At 38.2% G+C, this 23,351-nt stretch carries 19 protein-coding genes, 1 other RNA gene and 1 pseudogene; 19 read left to right on the forward strand and 2 right to left on the reverse strand.

Going from position 1 to position 23,351, the window contains the following annotated elements; genetic code table 11:
* Positions 1 to 215: 215 nt before the first annotated feature.
* The 17 genes and pseudogenes from BM137_RS07755 to BM137_RS07835 all read left to right on the forward strand — a co-directional run bounded on the left by BM137_RS07755 (position 216) and on the right by BM137_RS07835 (position 19,643).
* Positions 216 to 1,253: a sugar-binding transcriptional regulator gene (locus tag BM137_RS07755; protein WP_092480591.1), complete on the forward strand. Its 1,038-nt coding sequence runs from the start codon at positions 216 to 218 to the stop codon at positions 1,251 to 1,253.
* Between the two features lie 41 nt (positions 1,254 to 1,294).
* Entirely contained in the window at positions 1,295 to 2,296 is a 1,002-nt protein-coding gene (gap, locus tag BM137_RS07760; protein ID WP_092480592.1) for a type I glyceraldehyde-3-phosphate dehydrogenase, read from the forward strand.
* A gap of 124 nt (positions 2,297 to 2,420) precedes the next feature.
* The gene (locus tag BM137_RS07765; protein ID WP_092480593.1) at positions 2,421 to 3,608 is read left to right on the forward strand and encodes a phosphoglycerate kinase; all 1,188 of its coding nucleotides are present in this window, start codon (positions 2,421 to 2,423) and stop codon (positions 3,606 to 3,608) included.
* A 48-nt stretch (positions 3,609 to 3,656) separates the two neighbouring features.
* The gene (tpiA, locus tag BM137_RS07770; RefSeq protein WP_092480594.1) at positions 3,657 to 4,412 is read left to right on the forward strand and encodes a triose-phosphate isomerase; all 756 of its coding nucleotides are present in this window, start codon (positions 3,657 to 3,659) and stop codon (positions 4,410 to 4,412) included.
* The gene (gpmI, locus tag BM137_RS07775) at positions 4,412 to 5,944 is read left to right on the forward strand and encodes a 2,3-bisphosphoglycerate-independent phosphoglycerate mutase (RefSeq protein ID WP_092480595.1); all 1,533 of its coding nucleotides are present in this window, start codon (positions 4,412 to 4,414) and stop codon (positions 5,942 to 5,944) included. The genes tpiA and gpmI overlap by 1 nt, the downstream gene beginning before the upstream one ends.
* 116 nt (positions 5,945 to 6,060) lie before the next feature.
* Positions 6,061 to 7,362 (forward strand): phosphopyruvate hydratase, encoded by a 1,302-nt coding sequence (gene eno / locus BM137_RS07780; RefSeq protein ID WP_092480596.1) that lies wholly within the window; start codon positions 6,061 to 6,063, stop codon positions 7,360 to 7,362.
* A 213-nt stretch (positions 7,363 to 7,575) separates the two neighbouring features.
* Positions 7,576 to 9,006: pseudogene (locus tag BM137_RS07790) on the forward strand (alpha-amylase family glycosyl hydrolase); the annotation flags it as partial.
* Between the two features lie 27 nt (positions 9,007 to 9,033).
* Complete coding sequence (locus BM137_RS11465; RefSeq protein ID WP_425248181.1) at positions 9,034 to 9,246, forward strand: hypothetical protein; 213 nt, start codon at positions 9,034 to 9,036, stop codon at positions 9,244 to 9,246.
* A gap of 115 nt (positions 9,247 to 9,361) precedes the next feature.
* Positions 9,362 to 9,598 (forward strand): preprotein translocase subunit SecG, encoded by a 237-nt coding sequence (secG, locus tag BM137_RS07795; protein WP_092480599.1) that lies wholly within the window; start codon positions 9,362 to 9,364, stop codon positions 9,596 to 9,598.
* A gap of 157 nt (positions 9,599 to 9,755) precedes the next feature.
* The gene (locus BM137_RS07800; protein WP_092480600.1) at positions 9,756 to 10,499 is read left to right on the forward strand and encodes an alpha/beta hydrolase; all 744 of its coding nucleotides are present in this window, start codon (positions 9,756 to 9,758) and stop codon (positions 10,497 to 10,499) included.
* Between the two features lie 3 nt (positions 10,500 to 10,502).
* Positions 10,503 to 12,881 carry a ribonuclease R gene (gene rnr, locus BM137_RS07805; RefSeq protein ID WP_092480601.1) on the forward strand — a complete coding sequence of 793 codons (2,379 nt, stop codon included), beginning with the start codon at positions 10,503 to 10,505 and terminating at the stop codon, positions 12,879 to 12,881.
* A 19-nt stretch (positions 12,882 to 12,900) separates the two neighbouring features.
* Positions 12,901 to 13,359, forward strand: coding sequence for an SsrA-binding protein SmpB (gene smpB / locus BM137_RS07810; protein ID WP_092480602.1), 459 nt, complete (start codon positions 12,901 to 12,903; stop codon positions 13,357 to 13,359).
* Positions 13,360 to 13,486: 127 nt separating this feature from the next.
* Entirely contained in the window at positions 13,487 to 14,278 is a 792-nt protein-coding gene (locus BM137_RS07815) for an SIR2 family protein (protein ID WP_092480603.1), read from the forward strand.
* A 96-nt stretch (positions 14,279 to 14,374) separates the two neighbouring features.
* Positions 14,375 to 15,637 (forward strand): extracellular solute-binding protein, encoded by a 1,263-nt coding sequence (locus BM137_RS07820; protein ID WP_092480604.1) that lies wholly within the window; start codon positions 14,375 to 14,377, stop codon positions 15,635 to 15,637.
* A 380-nt stretch (positions 15,638 to 16,017) separates the two neighbouring features.
* Positions 16,018 to 17,997, forward strand: a complete 1,980-nt coding sequence (locus BM137_RS07825) for a fructose-1,6-bisphosphatase (RefSeq protein WP_092480605.1) — start codon at positions 16,018 to 16,020, stop codon at positions 17,995 to 17,997.
* A gap of 152 nt (positions 17,998 to 18,149) precedes the next feature.
* Positions 18,150 to 18,827 (forward strand): histidine phosphatase family protein, encoded by a 678-nt coding sequence (locus BM137_RS07830; RefSeq protein WP_092480606.1) that lies wholly within the window; start codon positions 18,150 to 18,152, stop codon positions 18,825 to 18,827.
* Positions 18,828 to 18,863: 36 nt separating this feature from the next.
* A complete protein-coding gene (locus tag BM137_RS07835) occupies positions 18,864 to 19,643 on the forward strand; it encodes a Cof-type HAD-IIB family hydrolase (protein ID WP_092480607.1) in 780 nt (259 codons plus the stop codon).
* Positions 19,644 to 19,685: 42 nt separating this feature from the next.
* Here BM137_RS07835 and BM137_RS07840 read toward each other — a convergent pair whose 3' ends face one another.
* Together BM137_RS07840 and ssrA are read right to left on the reverse strand one after the other, a co-directional pair.
* Positions 19,686 to 20,429, reverse strand: a complete 744-nt coding sequence (locus BM137_RS07840; RefSeq protein WP_177192534.1) for an NAD-dependent protein deacylase — start codon at positions 20,427 to 20,429, stop codon at positions 19,686 to 19,688.
* Between the two features lie 188 nt (positions 20,430 to 20,617).
* Positions 20,618 to 20,984: a transfer-messenger RNA gene (gene ssrA, locus BM137_RS07845) on the reverse strand.
* Between the two features lie 392 nt (positions 20,985 to 21,376).
* On the opposite strand from ssrA, the gene BM137_RS07850 reads away from it, so the two are divergent.
* Positions 21,377 to 22,684: an MFS transporter gene (locus tag BM137_RS07850; RefSeq protein WP_092480608.1), complete on the forward strand. Its 1,308-nt coding sequence runs from the start codon at positions 21,377 to 21,379 to the stop codon at positions 22,682 to 22,684.
* Positions 22,645 to 23,205, forward strand: a complete 561-nt coding sequence (locus BM137_RS07855; RefSeq protein ID WP_244887671.1) for a glycoside hydrolase family 2 TIM barrel-domain containing protein — start codon at positions 22,645 to 22,647, stop codon at positions 23,203 to 23,205. Before BM137_RS07850 ends, BM137_RS07855 begins: the two co-directional genes overlap by 40 nt.
* Positions 23,206 to 23,351 lie beyond the last annotated feature (146 nt).

The raw sequence follows: 23,351 nt of genomic DNA on the forward strand, positions 1-23,351 counted from the left end.
GATGAATTAATAGGTTGCATGTTGGGGCTAGAATTGGTAGAATAGATGCTGTAAGAGATCAAACAGGCTTTAAAGTTCTGTGAAAATGTAGAAATAAGCGTATGATTTGAAATCAATTGTCTTTTTCCATTTTAATCTCTTTGTTTTTTTCGACAACGAGGGTCGCTAAACGGCTGACGTGGACAAAAAACGACCCAGTAAGAAAGAGGTGGCTCATGGAAGAGGTTCTGTCTGTGATAGAAAAAGTAGCTCCTGACGTAATGGACACTCTGAAAGAGAGACACCAAATTTTAAGGAACATCTATTTGTTAGGACCAATTGGAAGACGCATCTTAGCAGATAAAATAGGTATTTCAGAAAGAAGCTTGCGAACAGAAGTAGATGTTTTAAAAAAACAGCATCTAGTCCATTCAACTAAATCCGGTATGTTGTTGACGCCCTTGGGAGAAGAAGTCTATCGTTCTTTTGACCAATTGATGGGACAACAATTAGGTATGGGGAATCGCGAGAAAAATCTAGCTGCCTATTTTCAAATTGAGCAATGCATCATTGTTCCTGGAAACTTGGACAAACAATCCAGAGTCATTACTGATTTAAGCAGAGCGACTTATGAAACGTTGGATTTTTTGCTTCCGGATGGAAAAAATATCATTGCTGTCATGGGTGGTACAACGATGGCTGCAGTAGCCAATCGTTTTGATGAAAATCTGTCAAGAAATCGTGAATTGTTTTTCGTTCCGGCTCGAGGCGGTTTAGGAGAGTCTGTTGAAATACAAGCAAACTCTATTAGTGCTAAATTAGCTGAGGCAACTGGCGGAAAGAATCAAGCGTTGTATGTACCAGAACAAGTAGGAAAAGAGACATATGGCTTTTTGTTAAAAGAACCCAGCGTGAAAAAAACGTTAGATTTGATAAAAAAAGCAAATTGTGTAATCTATAGTATAGGAGACGCAAGTCATATGGCACAGCGACGAGGACTTGATAATGAGATACTCGCGCTGCTTGAAGATAATGCTGCGGTTGCAGAGTCTTTCGGAGAGTTTTACAATGCAGAAGGTGAAGTGGTGTATAAAATCCCGCGCATCGGTATGCAATCCAGCAAGTTGACAACGATACCTAGTGTCATCATTGTAGCTGCCGGAGAATCGAAAGCAGAAGCGATCAAAGCTTATATGAAAAATGCACCGTCTCAAACGTGGTTGATCACGGATGAAGGTGCCGCTAACCAGATTTTAAAAGGGATAACCCTTTAAAATAAATAAATTTTCGATTTTCTAAAGGAGGAAATCTAGTTATGTCAGTAAAAGTAGGTATTAATGGTTTCGGACGTATTGGTCGTCTAGCATTCCGTCGTATTCAAGAATTAGAAGGTATTGAAGTGGTTGCGGTTAACGACTTAACAGATCCAAAAATGTTAGCTCACTTATTAAAATATGATACAACTCAAGGACGTTTCAATGGAGACGTTGAGGTTAAAGATGGTGCATTTACAGTTAACGGTAAAGACGTTAAAGTATTAAGCAACCGTAACCCAGAAGAACTTCCATGGGGAGAACTTGGAGTTGAAATCGTATTAGAATGTACTGGTTTCTTCACTACTCAAGAAAAAGCTGAATTACACATTAAAGCAGGAGCTAAAAAAGTTGTTATCTCTGCACCAGCAACTGGTGACATGAAAACAATCGTTTACAATGTAAACCACGAAACTCTTGATGGTTCTGAAACAGTTATTTCAGGTGCTTCTTGTACTACTAACTGTTTAGCTCCAATGGCTCAAGTACTAGACCAAAAATTTGGTATTGAATTAGGTTTAATGACAACTATCCACGCTTACACAGGTGACCAAAATACATTAGATGCTCCACATCCAAAAGGCGACTTCCGTCGTGCTCGTGCTGCAGCAGCTAACATTATCCCTAATACAACTGGTGCTGCTAAAGCAATCGGTGAAGTATTACCAGAATTAAAAGGTAAATTAGATGGAGCTGCACAACGTGTTCCTGTTGCTGCTGGTTCTTTAACTGAATTACAATCTGTATTAAAAACTAAAGTTACTGCTGAAGAAGTAGACGCAGCAATGAAAGCAGCTGCTAACGAATCTTACGGATATACTGAAGACGCAATCGTTTCTTCTGATATCTTAGGAATGTCATATGGTTCATTATACGATGCAACTCAAACAAAAGTTATCACTGTTGGTGACAAACAAATTGTTAAAACTGTTGCTTGGTATGATAACGAAATATCATACACTTCTCAATTGATTCGTACTTTAGAATACTTTGCAAAACTGTAATTTAACGAATAACAATTATTTGTTAGGAGTATAAAATTACAATGATAAGCGGGGAAGCGACGCGCTTCTCCGCTTTTTTCATTGTTAAAGCATGCAAGTAAAGGATACCGAGGAGGATTTTAATATGGCAAAAAAAGCTGTTACAGATATGGATTTAAAAGGCAAAGTTGTCTTAGAACGTGCTGATTTTAACGTTCCTATGAAAGACGGGAAAATTACTAACGATAACCGTATCCAAGCTGCACTTCCAACAATCAACTACATTTTGGAACAAGGCGGAAAATTGGTTCTTTTCTCTCATTTAGGAAAAATCAAAACAGAAGAAGACAAAGCTGATAAAACATTAAAACCTGTTGCAGAACGTTTGAGTGAATTATTAGGAAAAGAAGTAACTTTTGTTCCTGTAACTCGCGGTCAAGAATTAGAAGACGCTATTGCTGCAATGCAATCAGGCGACGTTTTAATGGTTGAAAACACTCGTTTTGAAGATTTAGATGGTAAAAAAGAAAGCAAAAATGACCCTGAACTTGGTAAATACTGGGCAAGCTTAGGCGATGTGTTCGTTAACGATGCATTCGGAACAGCACACCGTTCTCATGCTTCTAACGTTGGGATCGCTTCTCACTTAGAAACAGCTGCTGGTTACCTAATGGACAATGAAATCAAATTTATCGGAGGCGCTGTAGACAATCCTAAACGTCCTTTTGTGGCTATTTTAGGTGGAGCTAAAGTTAGTGATAAAATTGGTGTTATTGAAAACTTATTAGAAAAAGCAGACAAAGTATTGATTGGTGGAGGTATGGCATATACTTTCTACGCAGCTCAAGGCATCCAAATCGGTAAATCATTAGTTGAAGACGACAAAATCGAATTGGCTAAAGAATTACTTGCAAAAGCTGGCGACAAATTAGTCTTGCCTATCGATAACGTTACGGCTAAAGAATTCAGCAATGACGTCCCAACAGAAGTTCATGAAGGACCAGTTCCTGAAGATCAAATGGGATTAGATATCGGTCCTAAGACAATCGAATTGTTCAAAGAAGCCTTAGAAGGCGCTCAAACAGTTGTATGGAATGGTCCAATGGGCGTGTTTGAAATGTCTAACTTTGCAGAAGGAACAATTGGTGTATGTAAAGCATTAGCTGAATTAGAAGATGCTATCACTATTATCGGTGGTGGAGATTCTGCTGCAGCTGCTCAACAATTAGGCTATGCTGATCAATTCACACACATCTCAACAGGTGGTGGAGCTTCATTAGAGTATTTAGAAGGAAAAGAATTGCCAGGATTGGCAGCTATTTCTGATAAATAATCTTTGGAGACATCATCGAAACAAAAATAAATGAAAGAAGGTTTTATCATGCGTAAACCTATTATTGCAGGAAACTGGAAAATGAATAAAACAGCTTCTGAAGCACGCGAATTTGTAGAAGAAGTTAAAGGTAAAATCCCTTCTGCTGACGTAGTAGACTCTGTTGTAGGAGCTCCTGCACTATTCTTACAAGACTTAGTAAAAGCTGCTGAAGGAACAGATTTAAAAATTGCTGCTCAAAACTGCTACTTTGAAGAAGAAGGAGCATTTACAGGAGAAGTAAGTCCTAAAGCTTTAAGCGATCTTGGAGTAAGCTATGTTATCATCGGTCACTCTGAACGTCGTGAAATCTTCCACGAAACAGATGAAGAAATCAACAAAAAAGCACATGCTATTTTCAAAAATGGTATGATTCCTATCTTCTGTTGTGGAGAAACTTTAGAACAACGTGAAGCTGGACAAACTAACGAATTAGTTAGCGACCAAGTTAAAGCTGGATTGAAAGGCTTAACTGAAGGACAAGTTAGCGAAATCGTTATTGCTTACGAACCAATCTGGGCAATCGGTACTGGTAAAACAGCTACTTCCGAAGAAGCAAACGAAACAATCTCTGTAATTCGTGAAACTGTAGCAAAAGAATTTTCACGTTCAGCTGCTGATGCAGTACGTATTCAATATGGTGGAAGTGTTAAACCAGCTAACATTGCTGAGTTAATGGAACAACCAGATGTTGATGGAGCATTAGTTGGAGGAGCAAGTCTAGAAGCAGATTCATTCCTAGCACTATTGGAGGCTAATAAATAATGAGTAAATCACCAGTAGCTATCATCATTTTAGATGGTTTCGGTTGTCGTAAAGAAACTATGGGTAATGCAGTAGCTCAAGCGAAAAAACCTAATTTTGATCGCTATATGGCAACTTATCCACATGCTACTCTGAAAGCATCAGGATTAGATGTTGGATTGCCAGAAGGACAAATGGGGAACTCAGAAGTTGGTCATACAAATATCGGCGCTGGCCGTATCGTATACCAAAGTTTAACTCGAATCGACAAAGCTATTGCAGACGGTGAATTCCAACAGAATGAAGTTTTGAACAGCACAATGAAACAAGCTGTTGAAATGAATTCTAGTCTTCACTTGTTTGGTTTATTATCAGATGGTGGAGTTCACAGTCACATCAATCACTTGATCTCTTTGATCAAAACAGCTAAAGAAAAAGGTGTTCCAAACGTATACGTTCATGCATTTTTAGACGGACGCGATGTTGCACCTGATTCTGGTTTAGGCTACGTTGAGCAATTAGAAAAAGAAATGAAAGAAATCGGCATGGGTGAAATTGCTACTGTTTCAGGGCGTTTCTATGCTATGGACCGTGACAAACGCTGGGAACGTGTGGAAAAAGCATACAATGCTATATTCCATGGTGAAGGCAATTTTGCCGACTCAGCAGTCGATGCCGTGAAAAACAGCTATGAAGTTGGCAAAATGGATGAATTTGTTGCTCCTACAGTAATCCTTAAAAATGGAAAACCTGTCGCAACCGTTGAAGATAATGATGCTATTATTTTCTTTAACTTCCGTCCAGACCGTGCTATCCAATTATCAAACGCTGTAACCAATGATGAATGGGAATTCTTTGATCGTGGCGTTCGTCCTAACAATCTTAAATTAGTGACAATGACACTTTACAACCCAAGTATCAAAGCAGAAGTTGCTTTCCCGCCTATCGCATTGAAAAATGTATTAGGAGAAGTGTTGTCTCAACACGGATTGCAACAATTGCGTATTGCGGAAACTGAAAAATACCCTCACGTTACTTTCTTTATGAATGGTGGACGTAACGAGGAGTTTGAAGGAGAAAGCCGAATCTTGATTCCTTCTCCTAAAGTTGAAACATACGATTTAAAACCAGAAATGAGTGCGTATGAAGTTACAGATGCATTAGTTGCTGATATCGAAGCAGATAAACATGATGCTATCATCTTAAACTTCGCTAACCCTGATATGGTTGGTCATTCCGGAATGTTAGAACCAACTATTAAGGCTATCGAAGCAGTAGACGAAAACTTGGGACGTGTCGTTGATGCCATCTTAGAAAAAGGCGGCTCTGCTGTTATTTTCGCTGATCACGGAAATGCAGATACAATGACAACACCAGCTGGAGAACCTCATACAGCTCATACAACAGTACCAGTACCAGTAATCGTAACGAAAAAAGGCGTAACATTACGCGAGGACGGCCGTCTTGCAGATGTTGCACCAACAATGTTGGATTTACTGAACATTGAAAAACCAGTTGAAATGACTGGTGAATCATTGATTGTTAAAAATTAAAGAGCACTACGAGACAGAACGTTTCTAGTTGCAAACCTAATCAAAATTAACTAAACTGAATTTGGGCAATAAAGCATCCAAATTCCAATTTGATAAACTCAAAGGAGAGAAAACAAATGCCATACATTACAGACATTTTAGCAAGAGAAGTTTTAGATTCACGCGGTAACCCAACTATTGAAGTTGAAGTTTATACAGAGAGTGGCGCTTTTGGTCGCGGAATGGTTCCTTCAGGAGCTTCAACTGGAGAGCACGAAGCAATTGAATTACGTGACGGCGACAATGACCGTTATTTAGGTAAAGGTGTTCAAAAAGCTGTAGATAACGTAAACAACATTATCTCAGAAGCAATCATCGGATTTGACGTACGTGATCAAATGGCTATCGATAAAGCTATGATCGACCTAGATGGTACTCCAAACAAAGCTAAATTGGGAGCTAACGCTATTTTAGGTGTTTCTATCGCTGTTGCTCGTGCAGCTGCTGACTACCTAGATGTACCTCTATTCCAATATTTAGGTGGATTCAATACTAAAGTATTGCCAACACCAATGATGAACATCGTTAATGGCGGATCTCACTCTGATGCTCCAATCGCATTCCAAGAGTTCATGATCTTACCTGTTGGAGCTCCAACATTCAAAGAAGCATTACGTTGGGGAGCTGAAATCTTCCATGCATTGAAATCAATCTTGAAATCTCGTGGTTTAGAAACATCAGTTGGGGATGAAGGTGGATTCGCACCTCGTTTCGAAGGAACTGAAGACGGAGTTGAAACTATTCTTGAAGCAATCAAAAAAGTTGGTCTAGAACCAGGTAAAGATGTATACCTAGGATTTGACTGTGCTTCTTCTGAATTCTACGAAGACGGCGTTTACAACTACGCTAAATTCGAAGGTGAAAACGGAGCTAAACGTACTGCTGCTGAACAAGTAGACTACTTGGAAGAATTAGTTAACAAATACCCAATCATCTCTATTGAAGATGGTATGGACGAAAACGACTGGGAAGGTTGGAAACTATTAACTGAACGCTTAGGCGATAAAGTTCAATTAGTTGGTGACGACTTGTTCGTTACAAACACTGAAATCTTGTCTAAAGGTATCAAACAAGAAATCGGTAACTCAATCTTAATCAAAGTTAACCAAATCGGTACTTTAACAGAAACATTTGACGCTATCGAAATGGCTAAAAAAGCTGGTTACACTGCTGTAATCTCTCACCGTTCTGGTGAAACTGAAGATTCAACAATTGCTGACATCTCAGTAGCTACAAACGCTGGTCAAATCAAAACTGGTTCATTAAGCCGTACTGACCGTATCGCTAAATACAACCAATTGTTACGTATCGAAGACCAATTAGGCGACTTAGCTGTATACGAAGGTTTACAAGCTTTCTACAACCTAAAAAACAAATAATTTAATTCTTAACTCAACTAAATAAAATTTAGTTTAGGATATTGAATAAATTTCAAAGCCATCTTTTCTACTGCAGTAAAGTAGAAAAGATGGCTTTTTTTATGCCCTATGATAAAAGCAGATGAGTTAGGATGCATGCATGATAGAGAAAAGATTGATAAAATTTAAATAAATTATGCTTAAAAAAATGATAAGAGAGGAGAATGGGAAAACATGTCTAATAAAAAATGGTGGGAAGAAGCGATTATTTACCAAATTTACCCAAGAAGTTTTCAAGATACGAATGAGGACGGTGTAGGAGACATTGAAGGAATCTTGCAGCGCTTAGATTACGTTCAGTCTCTAGGCGTGAATACTTTATGGGTCAATCCGTTGGCATTGTCTCCTCAAGACGACAACGGATATGATGTCATAGACTACAAAAAAATCGATCCGTTGTTTGGTGAACAAAGCGAAGGTAAAAAGTTGATCGAGGAAGTCCATAAACGAGGGATGAAACTAATTTATGACTTTCCATTGCACCATACCTCTATCGAACATCCATGGTTTAAAGAAGCCATAAAAGGGAAAGACAACCCTTATCGGGATTATTACATTTGGGCGGATGCTACAAAAGGGAAATCTCATCCTACGAATTGGACGGCGGAACTTGGAGAATCTGTGTGGACGAAAGAGGAAAACGGTGACCAATTTTATTTGCATTTGTTCAAGCAAAGTATGGCAGATTTATACTAGGATAATCCTGATTTGCGAAAAGAAATGTTAGATACTCTAGATTATTTGATCGCAAAAGGAATCGATGGATTTCGCTATGATGCATTTATTTACATGTCTGTCGACAAAAACTTACCAGACCATCCTGATGAAGAAGGACCTGGAACAGAGATGGTAGAGTATGGGGATAGATTGATTGACTATTTGAATGAAATCAAGAAAAGAATCAAAGCTAGAAATGAAGATATTCTGATAATAGGAGAAGCTACCAGTGCGACTGCTGAGATCACAAAGAAATACACCCTGCCAGAAGCGGACAGAGTAGATAAAATCATTACGCTCACTCATTTTCCTGAAGACACGAGTCAGGTAGAAGATAGATTACCGAAAGAACTGCAATGGGTTCCACTTGATTTGAAAAAGTTCAAACAAATTCAAAAAGAATTTCAAGAGAAAGTCCCTTATACTGGCGGACCGATACTGTATTGGAATAATCATGATGAACCAAGACATCAGCAAAAATACGGCAATACCAAACAGTACCGAGATAACAGCCAAACGATGACCGCTGCTCTATTGTATCTTCAAAAGGGAATCCCAATCATCTATTATGGGGAAGAAATCGGAATGCAGAATTTCGAATACACTGATCCAGAACAAATGGGAGACCAAGAAGCTGTATCCTTTTATGAGGAGGCAGAAAAACTAGGATGGGATCATGAGAAAATCATGTACAACCTAAATTTCACATCACGAGATACTTCAAGAGGAATCATGCAATGGGATGAGAGTGAAAAAGTTGGATTTACTCAGCAGGCAACTCCATGGACTCGTTATAATCGAGAAGAGATATACAACGTGAAAAGTCAGCAAGAAAATCCAAGCAGTATTCTGAACTTTTATAAACAGTTGATTTCATTGAAAAAGACGCCCCTTTTTACGGATGGCGAATATCATATGCAAGAAACGAAGGACCAGTTAGTGGTTTATGAACGAAATCTTGGAGATGAAAAAGGCTGGGTCTATTGCAATTTTTCAGACAATGAAGAAACAATAGAGTTGACCAAAGAAGTTTCGGAGGCAAAAATCATTCTAACGAACAGCAACAATAAAGTAGAAAATACTCTTTTGACTTTAAGTCCTTATGGCACGATGGTTTTGGTAAAATAAGTGTAGTGGAAAAAAGAGCGATAGAACGTTAAAAACGTGAATCTCTTCTAGTAATTTTGAATAAGGTATGTTAAAGTGAATGGTAGAAGAAAAGCTAGACGGGAGGGCAATGAAGTTGTACAATACACTTTTAATTGCTGAATTGATCGTATCTGTGTTACTGATTATTATTGTTGCCATGCAGCCAAGCAAAACAAACAGTGCTTCCAGTGCCTTAAGTGGAGGAGCAGAACAATTATTTGGAAAACAAAAAAAACGCGGTTTTGAAGCTGTGCTACAGCGTATTACATCGGTCTTAGGAACGTTGTTCATCGTATTAGCTATCGTATTAGCTTATTTATCCGCAAATTAAATACTTTAAAAAGCTGCCGAATCATTAGGGCGGCTTTTTTTATATATATATGCCCCTAATAAAGTGGTATATAAGCGCGCTTTTCATTGTGTATTGATAGGAAAATACACAAATTTCAAGTAAAATATAAGTAACAGGGAAAAACAGGAGGCATTGCATGAAAGACAAATCGTTTTATTTTAAAGGTGGAAAAAGAGCCGTTTTATTATTCCACGCATATAGTAGTACACCTAATGACGTACGCATGTTAGGACGAGCATTAGAAAGAGAAAATTATACGGTATACAGCCCAACGTTTAGTGGACATGGGACACATGATCTAGAAGACATTTTAGAAGTTTCTCCTAAAGATTGGATAGAAGATGCTAAAAAAGCTTTTCAGTTTTTGAGAGAAGAAGGATATCAAGAGGTAGCTGCTTTTGGATTGTCATTAGGCGGTATCATCGCAACTAAATTGATGTTGGATGAAAATCTATTGGCCAGCGGGACATTCAGTTCACCAGCTATCCATAATGATACTACAAATGTCAGAAAAGAATTTTTAGACTTTATGATCGCGAAGAAATACAAAAATGGAGATTCAAAAGAGGTCATTCAACAACGTCTTCCAGAATTGGAAGAAAAATTGGACAAGCAATTAGCTGACATCCGGAAGTTAGTAGATGAAATGGCCCCTCAATATGGGTCGGTTGAAAAACCAGTGTTTATTGCTCAAGGTGGTAAAGATGAATTGATCAATAGTCACATTGCGTATGAATTAAAAGAAGCTTTTGCTAAGGCTGATGTTGATTTCCATTGGTATGAAAATAGTCCTCATTCGGTAACAGTAGGACCAGATCGTAAAGAATTGGAACAAGATGTATTAAATTTCCTAACTGAATTACAGTGGAATGGGGGATAAACTATGACAAGCAAAGAAGTACTCAAACAAGCTATTTTAGTCTATATGAATGAAAATAAGGCAATTTCCTTTGAAATCAAAGATTTAAGTGAGGGCTTGAATAAAACCAGCGCCAAAGACTTCAAAGAATTGGTTACAACAGTAGCTGAAATGGAGCGAGAAGGATTAGTTTTTCTGACCCGCAGCGGCAAGTTGAAATTGCCGAAAGAAGATCCGGTATTATCTGGTATCTTTAGAGCCAGCGATCGAGGATTTGGGTTTGTGTCGATTGAAGATGAAGAACAAGACCTTTATATTCCGCCAAACAAAACTCAATTTGCATTGGATGGGGATAGAGTAACGGTAGATGTGACTCATCCAGCAGAACCTTGGAACGATAAAGGACCTGAGGGGAAGATCACCGCTATATTAGAACGGAATTTGACGCAGTTAGTGGGAGAGTTCTGGGCTTACGATGATGAAGGTATCGAAGAAACTGGTTTATATGGGTACATTGATCCTAGGGATAAAAAATTAACTGATTACAGAGTCTTTATTAAAGCTGAAGGGGTCAAACCAGTCGATGGTTCAGTTGCGATTGTTGAGATTACTCATTATCCAGACCGCGAGTATCCAAGAAGCATGCAAGGAATCGTTAAAAAAGTCATTGGACATAAAAATGATCCAGGTGTAGACATCTTATCGATCGTTTACGATAATGGGATCCCTACTGAGTTCTCAGAAGCTGCTTTGAAGCAAGCTGATGAGGTGCCGGACAGAATAACTGATAAAGATATAGAAGGCAGAGTAGACTTACGAGATGAAATCGTCGTAACGATCGATAGTGCAGATGCTAAAGACTTAGATGATGCGGTAACCGTTCGTCGACTTGAAAACGGCAATTACCACTTAGGAGTCCACATTGCTGATGTATCTTACTACGTGACAGAAGACAGTCCATTAGATGGTGATGCATTTGAACGAGCAACGAGTGTCTACTTGACAGATCGAGTGATTCCAATGCTGCCGCAACGATTATCAAACGGTATTTGTTCATTGCATCCAAATGTAGACCGATTAACGATGAGTTGTGAAATGGAATTGAATCCGCAAGGTGAGATAGTTGACCATCGCATTTTCCAAAGTGTGATTCGTTCTTACCGCCGAATGACGTATTCTGATGTCAATGCAATGCTGACGGATAAAGATCCGGAAGTACGCGAGAAGCATGCGGATATACTTGATATGTTCGAAATGATGGAAGAGCTGCATCATATACTTGAGAACCGCCGTGTTCATAGAGGTGCCATTGATTTTGATACAACGGAAGCTAAGATCGTTGTGGATGAATCTGGCCACCCAACAGACGTGATCGTACGTGAAAGAGGCGTTGGGGAACGTTTGATTGAATCCTTTATGTTGGCAGCCAATGAAACTGTTTCGGAACACTATTCAAAAATGGAAGTTCCACTAATCTATCGTGTCCACGAGCAGCCGGATAGCGATCGTATGCAACGATTTATGGAATTCGTAACAGCTTTTGGTATTACGATGAGAGGTTCTAGTTCAAACGTAACTCCAGTTGCTTTACAAAAAGTTATCAATCAAGTGAAAGACAAACCTGAAGAAGCAGTTATCTCTACTATGATGCTGCGGAGTATGAAACAAGCGAAGTATGATGTAGAACCTTTAGGACATTATGGTTTAGGTGCTCAATACTATTCTCACTTTACTTCTCCTATTCGCCGTTACCCAGATTTGATCTTGCACCGTTTGATTCGAGCTTATGAACAAAATGGCACTGGCCAAGAAGAAAAGCAAAAATGGGAAGGTTTGCTGACAGATATTGCAGAGCAAAGTTCGAAGATGGAACGTCGAGCAGTAGATGCAGAACGTGAAACAGATTCTATGAAAAAAGCCGAATTCATGGCAGATAAAGTAGGAGAAGTTTATGAAGGTGTAATCGGTTCAGTGGTAAAATTTGGTTTATTCGTAGAATTGCCGAATACAGTTGAAGGATTAGTACACATTTCTAATATGAAAAATGATTACTTTAACTTCATTCCTGAACAATTGATGCTGATCGGAGAACGTACTGGTGTTGTATATAAAATTGGACAAAAAGTAAAAATAAAAGTCACAAAAGCTGATCCAGAGTTGCGAGAAATAGACTTTGAATTGATACCAGATCCAAATCTGGAAGTCAAAGCAGACGAAAATGCCCTTAAAAAAGGCAAGCGAAAAGGACGGAATGATAAACGTTCTTCAAGAGGTCCAGCTAAAAAAGATGGAAAAGGATCTGCTGAAAAAGGGAAAAGACATACCGGAAGCAAACCTAAAAAAGCTAAACCTTTCTACAAAGATGTTGCTAAAAAAACCGGGAAGAAAAAAAGAAAAAAATGAGTGAAGGAGGCTAAGACTTATGCCAAAAGGCAGCGGTAAAGTTCTTGCCCAAAATAGAAAAGCGAGTCATGATTATTCTATTATCGATACGATTGAAGCTGGAATCGTCCTTAAGGGAACAGAAATCAAATCGATTCGAGCAGGTCGGATAAATTTGAAGGATGGATACGCTACTATTCGAAATGGAGAGATTTTCCTTCAGAATGTGCATATCAGCCCATACGAACAAGGAAATGTCTTCAATCATGATCCTGTAAGAACACGTAAATTATTGATGCATAAAAAGCAAATCGCACGCTTAGTTGGGGAAACAAAATCCAGCGGCTATACCCTTATCCCTTTAAAAGTTTACATCAAAGACGGTTACGCAAAAGTATTGATCGGTCTGGGTAAAGGGAAGAAGAAATACGATAAGCGGGAAGATTTGAAACGGAAAGACCAAAAACGAGAAATCGATAGAGCGATGAAAGCTCGTTAGTTTGATTTGAAAAGTCCAACAGGTAAAGAGAAATCTTTTAACTGTTGGATTTTTGGCATTCAACTTCTAAAATAATGGAATAAATCAGCTAACGGATAGTGATTTGGATGAGTTATGGAGGAATGACATGAACTTAGATCAAGCATTAGAATATGTTTTAAAAGGTGAAGCACTTTTGTTTTTAGGTGCCGGATTTTCTAAAGGAGCTATCAACAGCAATCATGAGCAAGTCAAAGATGCAAAAGAACTGTCTCAGAAACTATTTGAAGAGATGGGAATGCCCTATGATCCTGAAAAGAGTTTAAATGTTATTTCAGAGTATTTTCAGAAAAAAGAAGGTCGAGCTCGTTTATTGGAATTGTTAAGAGATGAATATTCCATCAAAGAAGTGACCGAGACGCATAAAACCATTATGAAATACAATTGGAAAAGAATTTATACCACTAATTATGATGATGCAGCAGAACAAGCTTCTATTGAAAATGGTATTTATAGAATTCCAGTAACGTTGAGCAATAAGTTGGATCAAACAAAGGATAGGCGAGAAATCGTGATTCATTTGAACGGATTTATTGAAGATATGGTAGAAGACACGCTAAATAAAGAAGTAAAATTGACAAAAGTCAGTTACGCATTGGAATCTCTAGAAGAGAATCAATGGGTGACGGTACTCAAAAAAGATATTGAAGAAGCAGAGGTAATCATTTTCATTGGGTATTCCCTCACGTATGATATCGATCTCCAAAGAATCATTATCAAGAACAGCGATAACCGTGATAAAATCTATTTCATCAATGGAGAAGTAGATGAAATAGACAGAGTCGTCATTGAACAATATGGACATATCGAACCGTTATATTCTGAAGACTTAGCTCAGTTATTGGTTAAAAAAGAAAGAGAAATGAAGTCTTCGGGCTGAACAGGTGGGGTCTGAAAACCGTCAGCCCGCTTCTTTTGAAAACGGTATCAAAATTATGTATGCTGAAAGAAACAATATAGAAGGGGATGGTTCAGTATGCAGAGCAGTTTCAAAAGAGTTTTGACAGGAATCTTGTTTATAGGGGCAGCAGTATTAGCAGGATGCGGGAATAATGAATCGGATACATCCGGCGGTAATGGAACAAATTCAGGCGAGGGAGTTTTAACTGTATCAATTGAAGAAAACTATTCAGATTATTTTGAAGCGATCAAAGGGGATTTTGAAGAAGAGCATGGAGTGACTGTTGAGTTCGTCTTCAGAGAGCAATTAGAGCAAGCTGAGGCGTTGCCGTTGGATGGTCCAGCAGATATCGGACCAGATGTAATGATGATCCCATACGATCGTATTGGACAACTGGCGCAACAAGGAAATCTAGCAACAGTCACCATCCCTGATGACGGAAGATTCAATGAGACAGATATCCAGCAAGTAACAGTAGATGATCAGATTTACGGTATGCCTTACTTATTAGAAACGTTGGTACTTTACTACAATAAGGATTTACTCGATACTGAACCAACCTCTTTTGAGGATTTGGAAGCTTTGATGGAAGACGACCAATACGATTTTGAAGTTGAAAGTGGAATGAATACGGGATTTATAGCCAACTGGCTTGATTTTTATTATTCTTATGGTCTGTTTGCCGGCTATGGAGGATATATATTTGGAGATAACGGGACCGATCCATCTGATATTGGATTGAATAATGAAGGGTCTGTCGAGGCTTTGAACTATTTGACGGAATGGTATGCTAAATGGCCGCAAGGAATGTTGGATGAAGGAACAGTAGGCGATTTCGTAGACCAATCTTTTATTGATGGGAAGACAGCTGCTGTGATCAATGGTCCATGGGGAGCAGCAAACTATGAAGAAGGCGGAGTGGATTTTGGAGTAACAACGATTCCTACATTGCCTAACGGTGAAAATTATCAACCATTTGCTGGAGGCAGAGGTTGGGTAATCAGCAATTACGCTAAAGATGTCGATCTTTCGCAAGCTTGGTTGGAATACATCACGACTCATGAGAACCAATTGGAATTTTACGAAACGGTCCAACAAATACCAGCTAATATAGAAACAAGAAAAGTGTTATTGGAAGAAGGTACAGAAGTTGAAGCAGCAGTTGTTGAGCAGTATGAAAATGCCAACCCCATGCCAAATATTCCTCAAACAGCTGAGGTATGGGATAATGCTAAAAACATGATTTTTGACACAGTATCAGGAAACAAATCAGCGAAACAATCGGCTGATGATGCGGTTAAGGTCATTCAACAGTTGATTGAACAAAAATACGAATAACCGATAAATCACTCTTAAAAGTCTACAGCTTTTAAGAGTGAATTTTGGTTTAAAGAACACAATGTTGTACTATTTTCAGAAAAATGGTAGGGTAGTAAAAATAAAAAAAACAAAATGTTTGAAATCAACATTCTTTAAGTCGTTTTTAAAAGCAGAATTGGTAGAGGTGAAAGAAGGTTGTTCGATAAGTGAACACAGAGCATGATTTGGACATAATGCTTATCATGACATTTTGAAATCACCCATTTAGTTGTAGTTGCAGGGTCCGTTTGAATTGATGCTGAAAAACTACGCAGGTAGTTTTTTTTATTTTACCGTCATGAAATAGAATTGACCATGCTATACTAATTGGTATAGGTTTTAAGGGAGGAGATGTTGAGATGGAAATGAAAAATAAATATTTAACGATGCTAGCTAAAGAATATCCAACGATTGGTGCCACAACTTCAGAAATCATCAACTTAGAAGCTATCATGAACTTGCCGAAAGCTACAGAACATTTTGTCAGTGACATCCATGGAGAATACGATGCCTTTCAACATGTCTTGAGAAATGGTTCAGGCAATATCAAAGAAAAAATTGGAGAAATGTTTACGGATCGACTAACGCAAAAAGAAATGAATGCACTAGCTACGGTTATCTACTATCCTGAAGAAAAAACGGAAGATATTGTAGAGTCTTTTGAAACCCAAGAAGAAGTACATGAGTGGTATCGTATCACGATTTCTCGTTTGATTGAATTGTGCCGTTTTGTCGGTTCTAAATATACACAATCGAAAGTGCGAAAAGCGATGCCGGAAGAATTCTCTTATATCACAGAAGAATTGTTGTTCAAAGACGGCACTTTTACGAATAAAGATGAGTATTACAGCGAAATCATCGACAGTATCATTTCTCTGGACAGAGGAAAAGAATACGTTGCAGCTTTGGCCTACTTGATTCAGCGGCTGGTCGTTGATCATTTGCATGTAGTAGGGGATATCTATGACCGGGGACCTTATCCTGATAAAATCATTGATACGTTGATCCGCCATCATTCTGTTGATATCCAATGGGGAAACCATGATATTTTATGGATGGGAGCTGCTTCTGGTTCAGAAGTGTGTATGGCTAATGTGATTCGTATCTCTGCTCGATACAATAATCTGGATATTTTAGAAGAGAGTTATGGTATCTCATTGCGTTATTTGTCTAATTTTGCTGAAGCAACGTATACGGGAGATCCTGACAGTTGTTTTGCGCCCAAGATCCACCCGGAAGACAGTATTCTAAAAGAAGAGATCATTCAAAATACAAAGATTCATCAAGCTATTGCGATTATTCAGTTCAAGCTGGAAGCGGCTATTATTGAACGACATCCAGAATTTCAAATGTCGCATCGCTTGCTGTTGAATCAGATCGATTATGAAAAAGGCACGATTACGATCAAAGGAAAAGAATATCCTTTACTCAGCAATCAATTCCCGACAATTGATCCCAATGACCCATACACGTTGACAGAGGAAGAAAAAACGATCGTCGCAAAATTGAAAGAAGGATTTAAGAACAGTGGAAAACTGCAAAAACACATTTCTTATTTGATCAATAAAGGCAGTATGTATTTGACGTATAATGATAATTTACTGTTCCACGGATGTATTCCACTAAACGAAGACGGCAGTTTTATGGGTATGGAAATCAGAGGCAAGTACGTTTATGGAAAATCGCTCTTGGATAAGTTTGAAGATGCTGTAAGAAAAGGATTCTTATATCAAAATCGATCAAACAACAATAAGTATTTAGATCTCGTGTGGTACTTGTGGACAGGGCCTGTATCCTCATTGTTCGGAAAAGATCAAATGACGACTTTTGAACGCTATTACGTTGAAGATAAAGCGTGCCATGAAGAAAAGAAAAATGCTTATTATCGAATGCGGAATGAAGTTGAAACGTGTGAAAATATATTGGCTGAGTTTGGATTAGACCCTGCAAAAGGGCACATCATCAATGGACACACTCCGGTCAAAGAGAAAAGAGGAGAAGACCCGATCAAAGCAGACGGCAGAATGCTGGTAATCGATGGAGGGTTCTCAAAAGCTTATCAAGGGACGACTGGTTTAGCAGGTTATACCTTGCTGTACAATTCATTTGGAATGGTATTGGTTTCGCACCAGCCTTTTACTTCTCCACAAGAAGCCATCGAAAATGAAATCGATATTGTGTCAACAAGACGAGTGGTAGATAAAGAATTAGAACGCAAAAAGGTAAAAGAGACTGACATTGGTCTGAAACTGCAAAGCCAAGTGTGTGATTTGAAAGAATTGCTAGAAGCTTATCGAAATGGTGATATCCCGGAAAATGGAAGGACTTCTTTCATTTAAAAACACTGGCTCCAAAAAGTTGTCCATCGGATAAACTTTTAGAGTCAGTGTTTCTTTACAAAGATAAAACCTCTTTTTCATTAACTTACTAAGAGTTTCTGTTACAATAAGTAAATAGAGTATAGTGTTAGAAAAGAAGTGGAGGAGAAAGAATGAATAAAGGATGTACATTTTATTTCGTTCGACATGGTCAAACATATTTTAATCATTACCGTAAGATCCAAGGATGGAGTAATACTCCATTGACTGAAGAAGGTGCGGAAGATGTTTACCGCAGTGCCAGAGGTTTAGCGGATGTGAAGTTCGACGCTGTTTATACGAGCGATTTGAGCAGAACGGTTCAAACAGCTAGTATTATTTTAGAAGAGAATAAGCACGCTGATGAGTTGACTATTGAAATGATGCCGGAATTCAGAGAAGTATTTTTTGGTTCATTTGAAGGAGAAGACGTGGATAAAGCTTGGGCTGCAATCAATAAAGAATTGAAGTATCCGTCTGTTGCAGAGATGTATGCTCAATCCAGTATTCCTGAACGAATGAATGCAACGAAAAAAGCAGACCCTCATAATGATGCAGAGGACTTTTTGACGTTTTGGACAAGAATTGAAGAAGGTCTGATGAAATTGATCAGCAAACACCGCGATACTGGCGAAAAAATTCTTGTAGTGGCTCATGGCAATACCATCCGCTACTTATTGAATAATCTAGTTGCTGAACTGGAAAATCCACAACCCTTATTGAATGCGAGCGTTTCAGTAGCTACTTACCGTGATGGGGCGTATCATTTGGAGAAATACAATGAAGTAAGACATTTCAAAGACATCGAGTAAAAATCATCTGTTAAATGAGACAATGGAGGAAATAGAGTGAAACCAAAAGGCTTAGTATTTTTTGATTTGGATGGAACGTTGTTGAATGCTACATCAGAATTGGACAAAGAAATCAGTGAAGCACTGGAAAGTATGAAACAAAATGGAATTATTCCTTTTGTGGCTACAGGAAGAAGCCCGTTGGAGATCCAACATGTTTTAGAAAATAGTCCAATCGACTCTTTCATCACACTAAATGGACAGTATATCGTTTATGAAGGAAAAGAAGTTTACCGTAGTGTGATCCCTCAACCTTTAATGAAAGAATTAAAGGAAGCTGCGGACGAACACGACTTTCCATTATCTATGTACACGCACAATAAGATTCGTACGACTAAAGATTCCGAGACAATGGTTACAGCTTACAAAAATATTCATACAATGCCTCCGAAAGTGGATGAGGATTTTCATTTGAACGAAGAGGTTTTGATGGCATTGATCATTAACGATGATGCTGGTTATGACAACCACTTCCGCGAACGATTCCCAGAATTGTCTTTTTACCGAAACACTCCTTATAGTGTAGATACCATCATTAAAAACAATTCGAAAGCAACAGGAATCAAAGAGCTGGAAAAATTGCTTGGATTGGAAAATGTTCCTACCTATGCTTTTGGAGATGGTCCGAATGATAAAGAAATGATCCAGTATGCTGACTATGGCATCGCTATGCAAAATGGTGTAGGAGAAGTGAAAGAAGTAGCTGATTATGTAACCTCTGCCAGTAATGTAGACGGCGGTATCATCGAAGGACTCAAAAAGTTTCAATTGATTTAAAAATAAAAGTGAGGCTGGGAGTTATTTCCCAGCCTCACTTTTTTATGCATGGACAGTTAATTTGCTGAATGTTTCTCCGACCGGTTCAGTGATCGTCAAATCAACTTGTACATCTTTTATTTTTAAAGGAGATTGATTGATGACGACGACTTCACTTCCTGTGAAATGACGAATCAACGTTTTTGCCGGATACACAGACAAGGAAGTCCCCGCAATAATTAATAAGTCTGAGTCAGCAATCAATTCTTTGGCTCGATCTAAAATACCCGGCTTTAAATTCTCACCAAATAAAATCACATCTGCCCGAATGATGCCATTATCAATAGGACAACGTGGAACATTAGTGTCATCTCTGGGAATTTCGTTGTACGGGTATTCCCGTCCGCATTCCATACAGTAAAAGTGCCGATTATTCCCATGCAGTTCCACCACTAATTTACTGCCGGCTTTTTGGTGTAAGCCGTCCACATTTTGAGTGATGATACGGACATCTTTTCCTTGTTTTTCCAACTCAGCTAAAAAACGATGACCGGCATTGGGTTCAGGAATAAGAGGCTTAGTCTGATTATCTCTAGGTTTAAAGAACTCCTCTGGATTTTCCAGCATGAAACGTTTGCTCATGCGGATTTTTGGATTCAGTTGTTTTTCTTCCATCTTTGTATACGTACCTTCTTGTGACCGGTAATCTGGAAGGCCGCTTTCTGTTGAAACACCTGCACCACCGAAAAAAGCTATTTTTTTGGATTGATGAATATAGTGCTGAAGTTGTTCGATTTGATTTTTCAACGCATATCCTCCTCCTAAGTACATTTCTATTATTTTAAGAGTAGCAGATAATTGAGTGACATAAAAAATATTTGTTTTATGTAGATGGAATCTAGACTGCGTGTTTTTGTAAATTAAACTATTACTAAAGAGAATAAAAAACAGCTTGTAAGACTGTTTGACCAGTTTTACAAGCTGTTTGTTTGTAATTATGGAGACGAGGGGAGTCGAACCCCTGTCCAAACATAACGACACTTAGACTTCTACGTTTATAGTTATGCTATTAAGATTTCGCTCAGTATTAGCCGCACAACCGGCATCATACGTTGCTAGTCTGATGATCTCTTCTAAAACTTCCAGACGGAAAGGTTTAGCGTATCCCACTGATTATAGGACCCTTGCTCGAGTACATGGGCGATACCGAGAGGATCTACGCTAGCTGGTTTTACGCAGCTAAAGCGTAAGTGTTGTTATTGTTTTTAGCAGTTATATTTAACTGGTAACGTTTTAACGTAGCCGTAACCTACGAAACGCAATCCAAGCTCGACCTATGCCTGTCGAATCCGTAACGCCCCCGAAATAAAAGGGAGTACAGACTTAGTACTTAAAGTACTATAATAGTCATCTGTCTAACTCTGGATACAGTATAGCACATTCCCTTATAAAAAGAAAGTTTGTTCGCTCGGAAAAACGAAGGAACAGACAAAAAAACTAAATTTATTCTATTTCAAAGATGAATAGTCAATTTTTTTCGATTCTTGAGTCTTCTGAGTCAATTTTATTTATGGTAGATACTATATAATGAGTTTCATATAAGTGGAAGAGGTTTCTTATAGTGAGACGTAGTGTCAAAAAACTATCTTGAAACCTAAAGTATTTCAGTGATTAAGAAAGGAGCTAATTTTCCAATAGTAATAAATGTAAGCGTTAACTTAAGTGGTGGCAATAAAATAGAGGAGTGTGTGAAAATGGAAAAAGTAATTGATGTACATCCAGATAATCTTGCTACAAAAAGGCCTAGTAGTTATCGAACAGCAAAAACTTGGCAGATTGGAGCTTTTGCTTTAAACAATACGGCTACGAATATTTTTATGTTTTTGATGACTTTCGTTTCTTATTATGCAACTGGAATCGTCGGTTTAGGAACGGTTCTTGTATCAACTCTTATTACTGGTAGTCGTCTTTGGGACGGTATTACGGACCCTATTGTAGGCTTATGGATCGACAAAACGGATGGTAAACTTGGGAAGTTTAGACCATTTATGATTGCTGGTTATGTCGTTATGACCATTACAGTTCTGCTGATATTTTTTACAAATCATTTAGTTCCTCAAAACGTTCGATTGATTTATTTTGTATTGCTTTATGCTATTTATATTGTTGGTTATACATTTCAAACTGCTTGTACAAAATCTGGACAAACCGTATTGACTAATGATCCTAACCAAAGACCTTTGTTTTCTACCTTTGACTTGTCTTACACATCTTTATTTTTTGCAGGGGCGGCAATTTATATTTCTAATTACTTAGAACCAAAACACGGTGGTTTCAATATTGACTTCTTTAGTGAATTTGTTCTAACCGTTGTTTTAGCTGCAGGTTTACTGACACTTTTAGCCACTATCGGAATCTGGAAACATGATAAGACAGAAAACTTTGGTACTGGAGGAAAACAAGAAAAAATTGGTTTAAAAGATATGTTTGCGATTTTAAAAGGTAATCGTCCCTTACAAATGTTGATTGTTGCTGCGGCTACAGATAAATTGGCATTGACAGTCGCGAATAACTCAATTGTAATGGTATTGTTATTTGGAGTCGTTATTGGAGATTACGGATTATATGGACAAATGTCAGCTTACACAATGATTCCATCTCTCCTAATTATCCAAGTTGGAACCAGGTATGCACGTAAGCTAGGTTCTAAACAAGCACTAGTCGTTTCTACATGGGCGTGTATTATTGTCTACTCAGCTTTATTTGTATTGCTTTGGTTAGGAGATCCATCGACAATCAGCTTTAGTAATATGAGCTTCATGACGATTGCTTTCTTAGTATTGTTTATATTAGGTAATGGAGTAAGAACGGTAGCTGGCGGAATCGTTATTCCAATGATTCCAGATATTACAGACTATGAAACGTATAAAACAGGTCGTTACGCGCCAGGGGTTATGGGAACTATTTTTTCTTTTGTAGATAAAATGATCTCGTCTTTTGGTCAATCGCAAATGAACCGGCATTGCATGAAGAAGGTGCACGAGAATATTTTGAGCCGTTGATTAACTTGACGAAAGAATTGGATCCGCAAAACCGACCTGTAACCATCGTGAATATTCAAATGTCTACACCAGATAAAGATTTAGTAGCTGATTTATTAGATGTTATTTGTTTGAATCGTTATTACGGTTGGTATTTCCATACAGGAGATTTGAAAGCTGGGGAAAAAGGTCTGCGTGAAGAATTAGACTTATGGGAAGAAATGTACCCTGGTAAACCAGTGATGTTTACAGAATACGGTGCAGATACCGTTCCAGGGTATCATGCAATCGATGTTATTCCATTTACAGAAGAATATCAGGTACGTTACTACAACATGTACCACAAAGTATTTGACGATTATAAACAAGTTATTGGAGAACAATTGTGGAACTTTGCGGATTTTGAAACAAAAGTCGGCATCAATCGCGTGCAAGGAAACAAAAAAGGGATCTTTACTCGTGCGAGAGAACCAAAAATGATCGCACATGTATTAAGAGAACGTTGGACAGCTATGCCTGATTTTGGCTATAAAAGCGAATAAGTTTTAAAACACTGAAGCAAATGTTGCTTCAGTGTTTTTTTGTTGTCCTGTTGTTTGTAATTGAACAAATAATGAAAAAATTAAAGAAAACGGCTGGGCTTTGAATCGGATAACAGTTGCTAAAAAGCCGCTGTTGTCATAAAATA

This window comes from Desemzia incerta, assembly GCF_900115825.1.
Lineage (GTDB): Bacteria > Bacillota > Bacilli > Lactobacillales > Carnobacteriaceae > Desemzia > Desemzia incerta.

Coding starts and splice junctions, on each gene's coding strand:
- BM137_RS07755 (WP_092480591.1), top strand. CDS start 216: ATGGAAGAGGTTCTGTCTGTGATAGAAAAAGTAGCTCCTGACGTAATG.
- gap (WP_092480592.1), top strand. CDS start 1,295: ATGTCAGTAAAAGTAGGTATTAATGGTTTCGGACGTATTGGTCGTCTA.
- BM137_RS07765 (WP_092480593.1), top strand. CDS start 2,421: ATGGCAAAAAAAGCTGTTACAGATATGGATTTAAAAGGCAAAGTTGTC.
- tpiA (WP_092480594.1), top strand. CDS start 3,657: ATGCGTAAACCTATTATTGCAGGAAACTGGAAAATGAATAAAACAGCT.
- gpmI (WP_092480595.1), top strand. CDS start 4,412: ATGAGTAAATCACCAGTAGCTATCATCATTTTAGATGGTTTCGGTTGT.
- eno (WP_092480596.1), top strand. CDS start 6,061: ATGCCATACATTACAGACATTTTAGCAAGAGAAGTTTTAGATTCACGC.
- BM137_RS11465 (WP_425248181.1), top strand. CDS start 9,034: ATGCAAGAAACGAAGGACCAGTTAGTGGTTTATGAACGAAATCTTGGA.
- BM137_RS07800 (WP_092480600.1), top strand. CDS start 9,756: ATGAAAGACAAATCGTTTTATTTTAAAGGTGGAAAAAGAGCCGTTTTA.
- rnr (WP_092480601.1), top strand. CDS start 10,503: ATGACAAGCAAAGAAGTACTCAAACAAGCTATTTTAGTCTATATGAAT.
- smpB (WP_092480602.1), top strand. CDS start 12,901: ATGCCAAAAGGCAGCGGTAAAGTTCTTGCCCAAAATAGAAAAGCGAGT.
- BM137_RS07815 (WP_092480603.1), top strand. CDS start 13,487: ATGAACTTAGATCAAGCATTAGAATATGTTTTAAAAGGTGAAGCACTT.
- BM137_RS07820 (WP_092480604.1), top strand. CDS start 14,375: ATGCAGAGCAGTTTCAAAAGAGTTTTGACAGGAATCTTGTTTATAGGG.
- BM137_RS07825 (WP_092480605.1), top strand. CDS start 16,018: ATGGAAATGAAAAATAAATATTTAACGATGCTAGCTAAAGAATATCCA.
- BM137_RS07830 (WP_092480606.1), top strand. CDS start 18,150: ATGAATAAAGGATGTACATTTTATTTCGTTCGACATGGTCAAACATAT.
- BM137_RS07850 (WP_092480608.1), top strand. CDS start 21,377: ATGGAAAAAGTAATTGATGTACATCCAGATAATCTTGCTACAAAAAGG.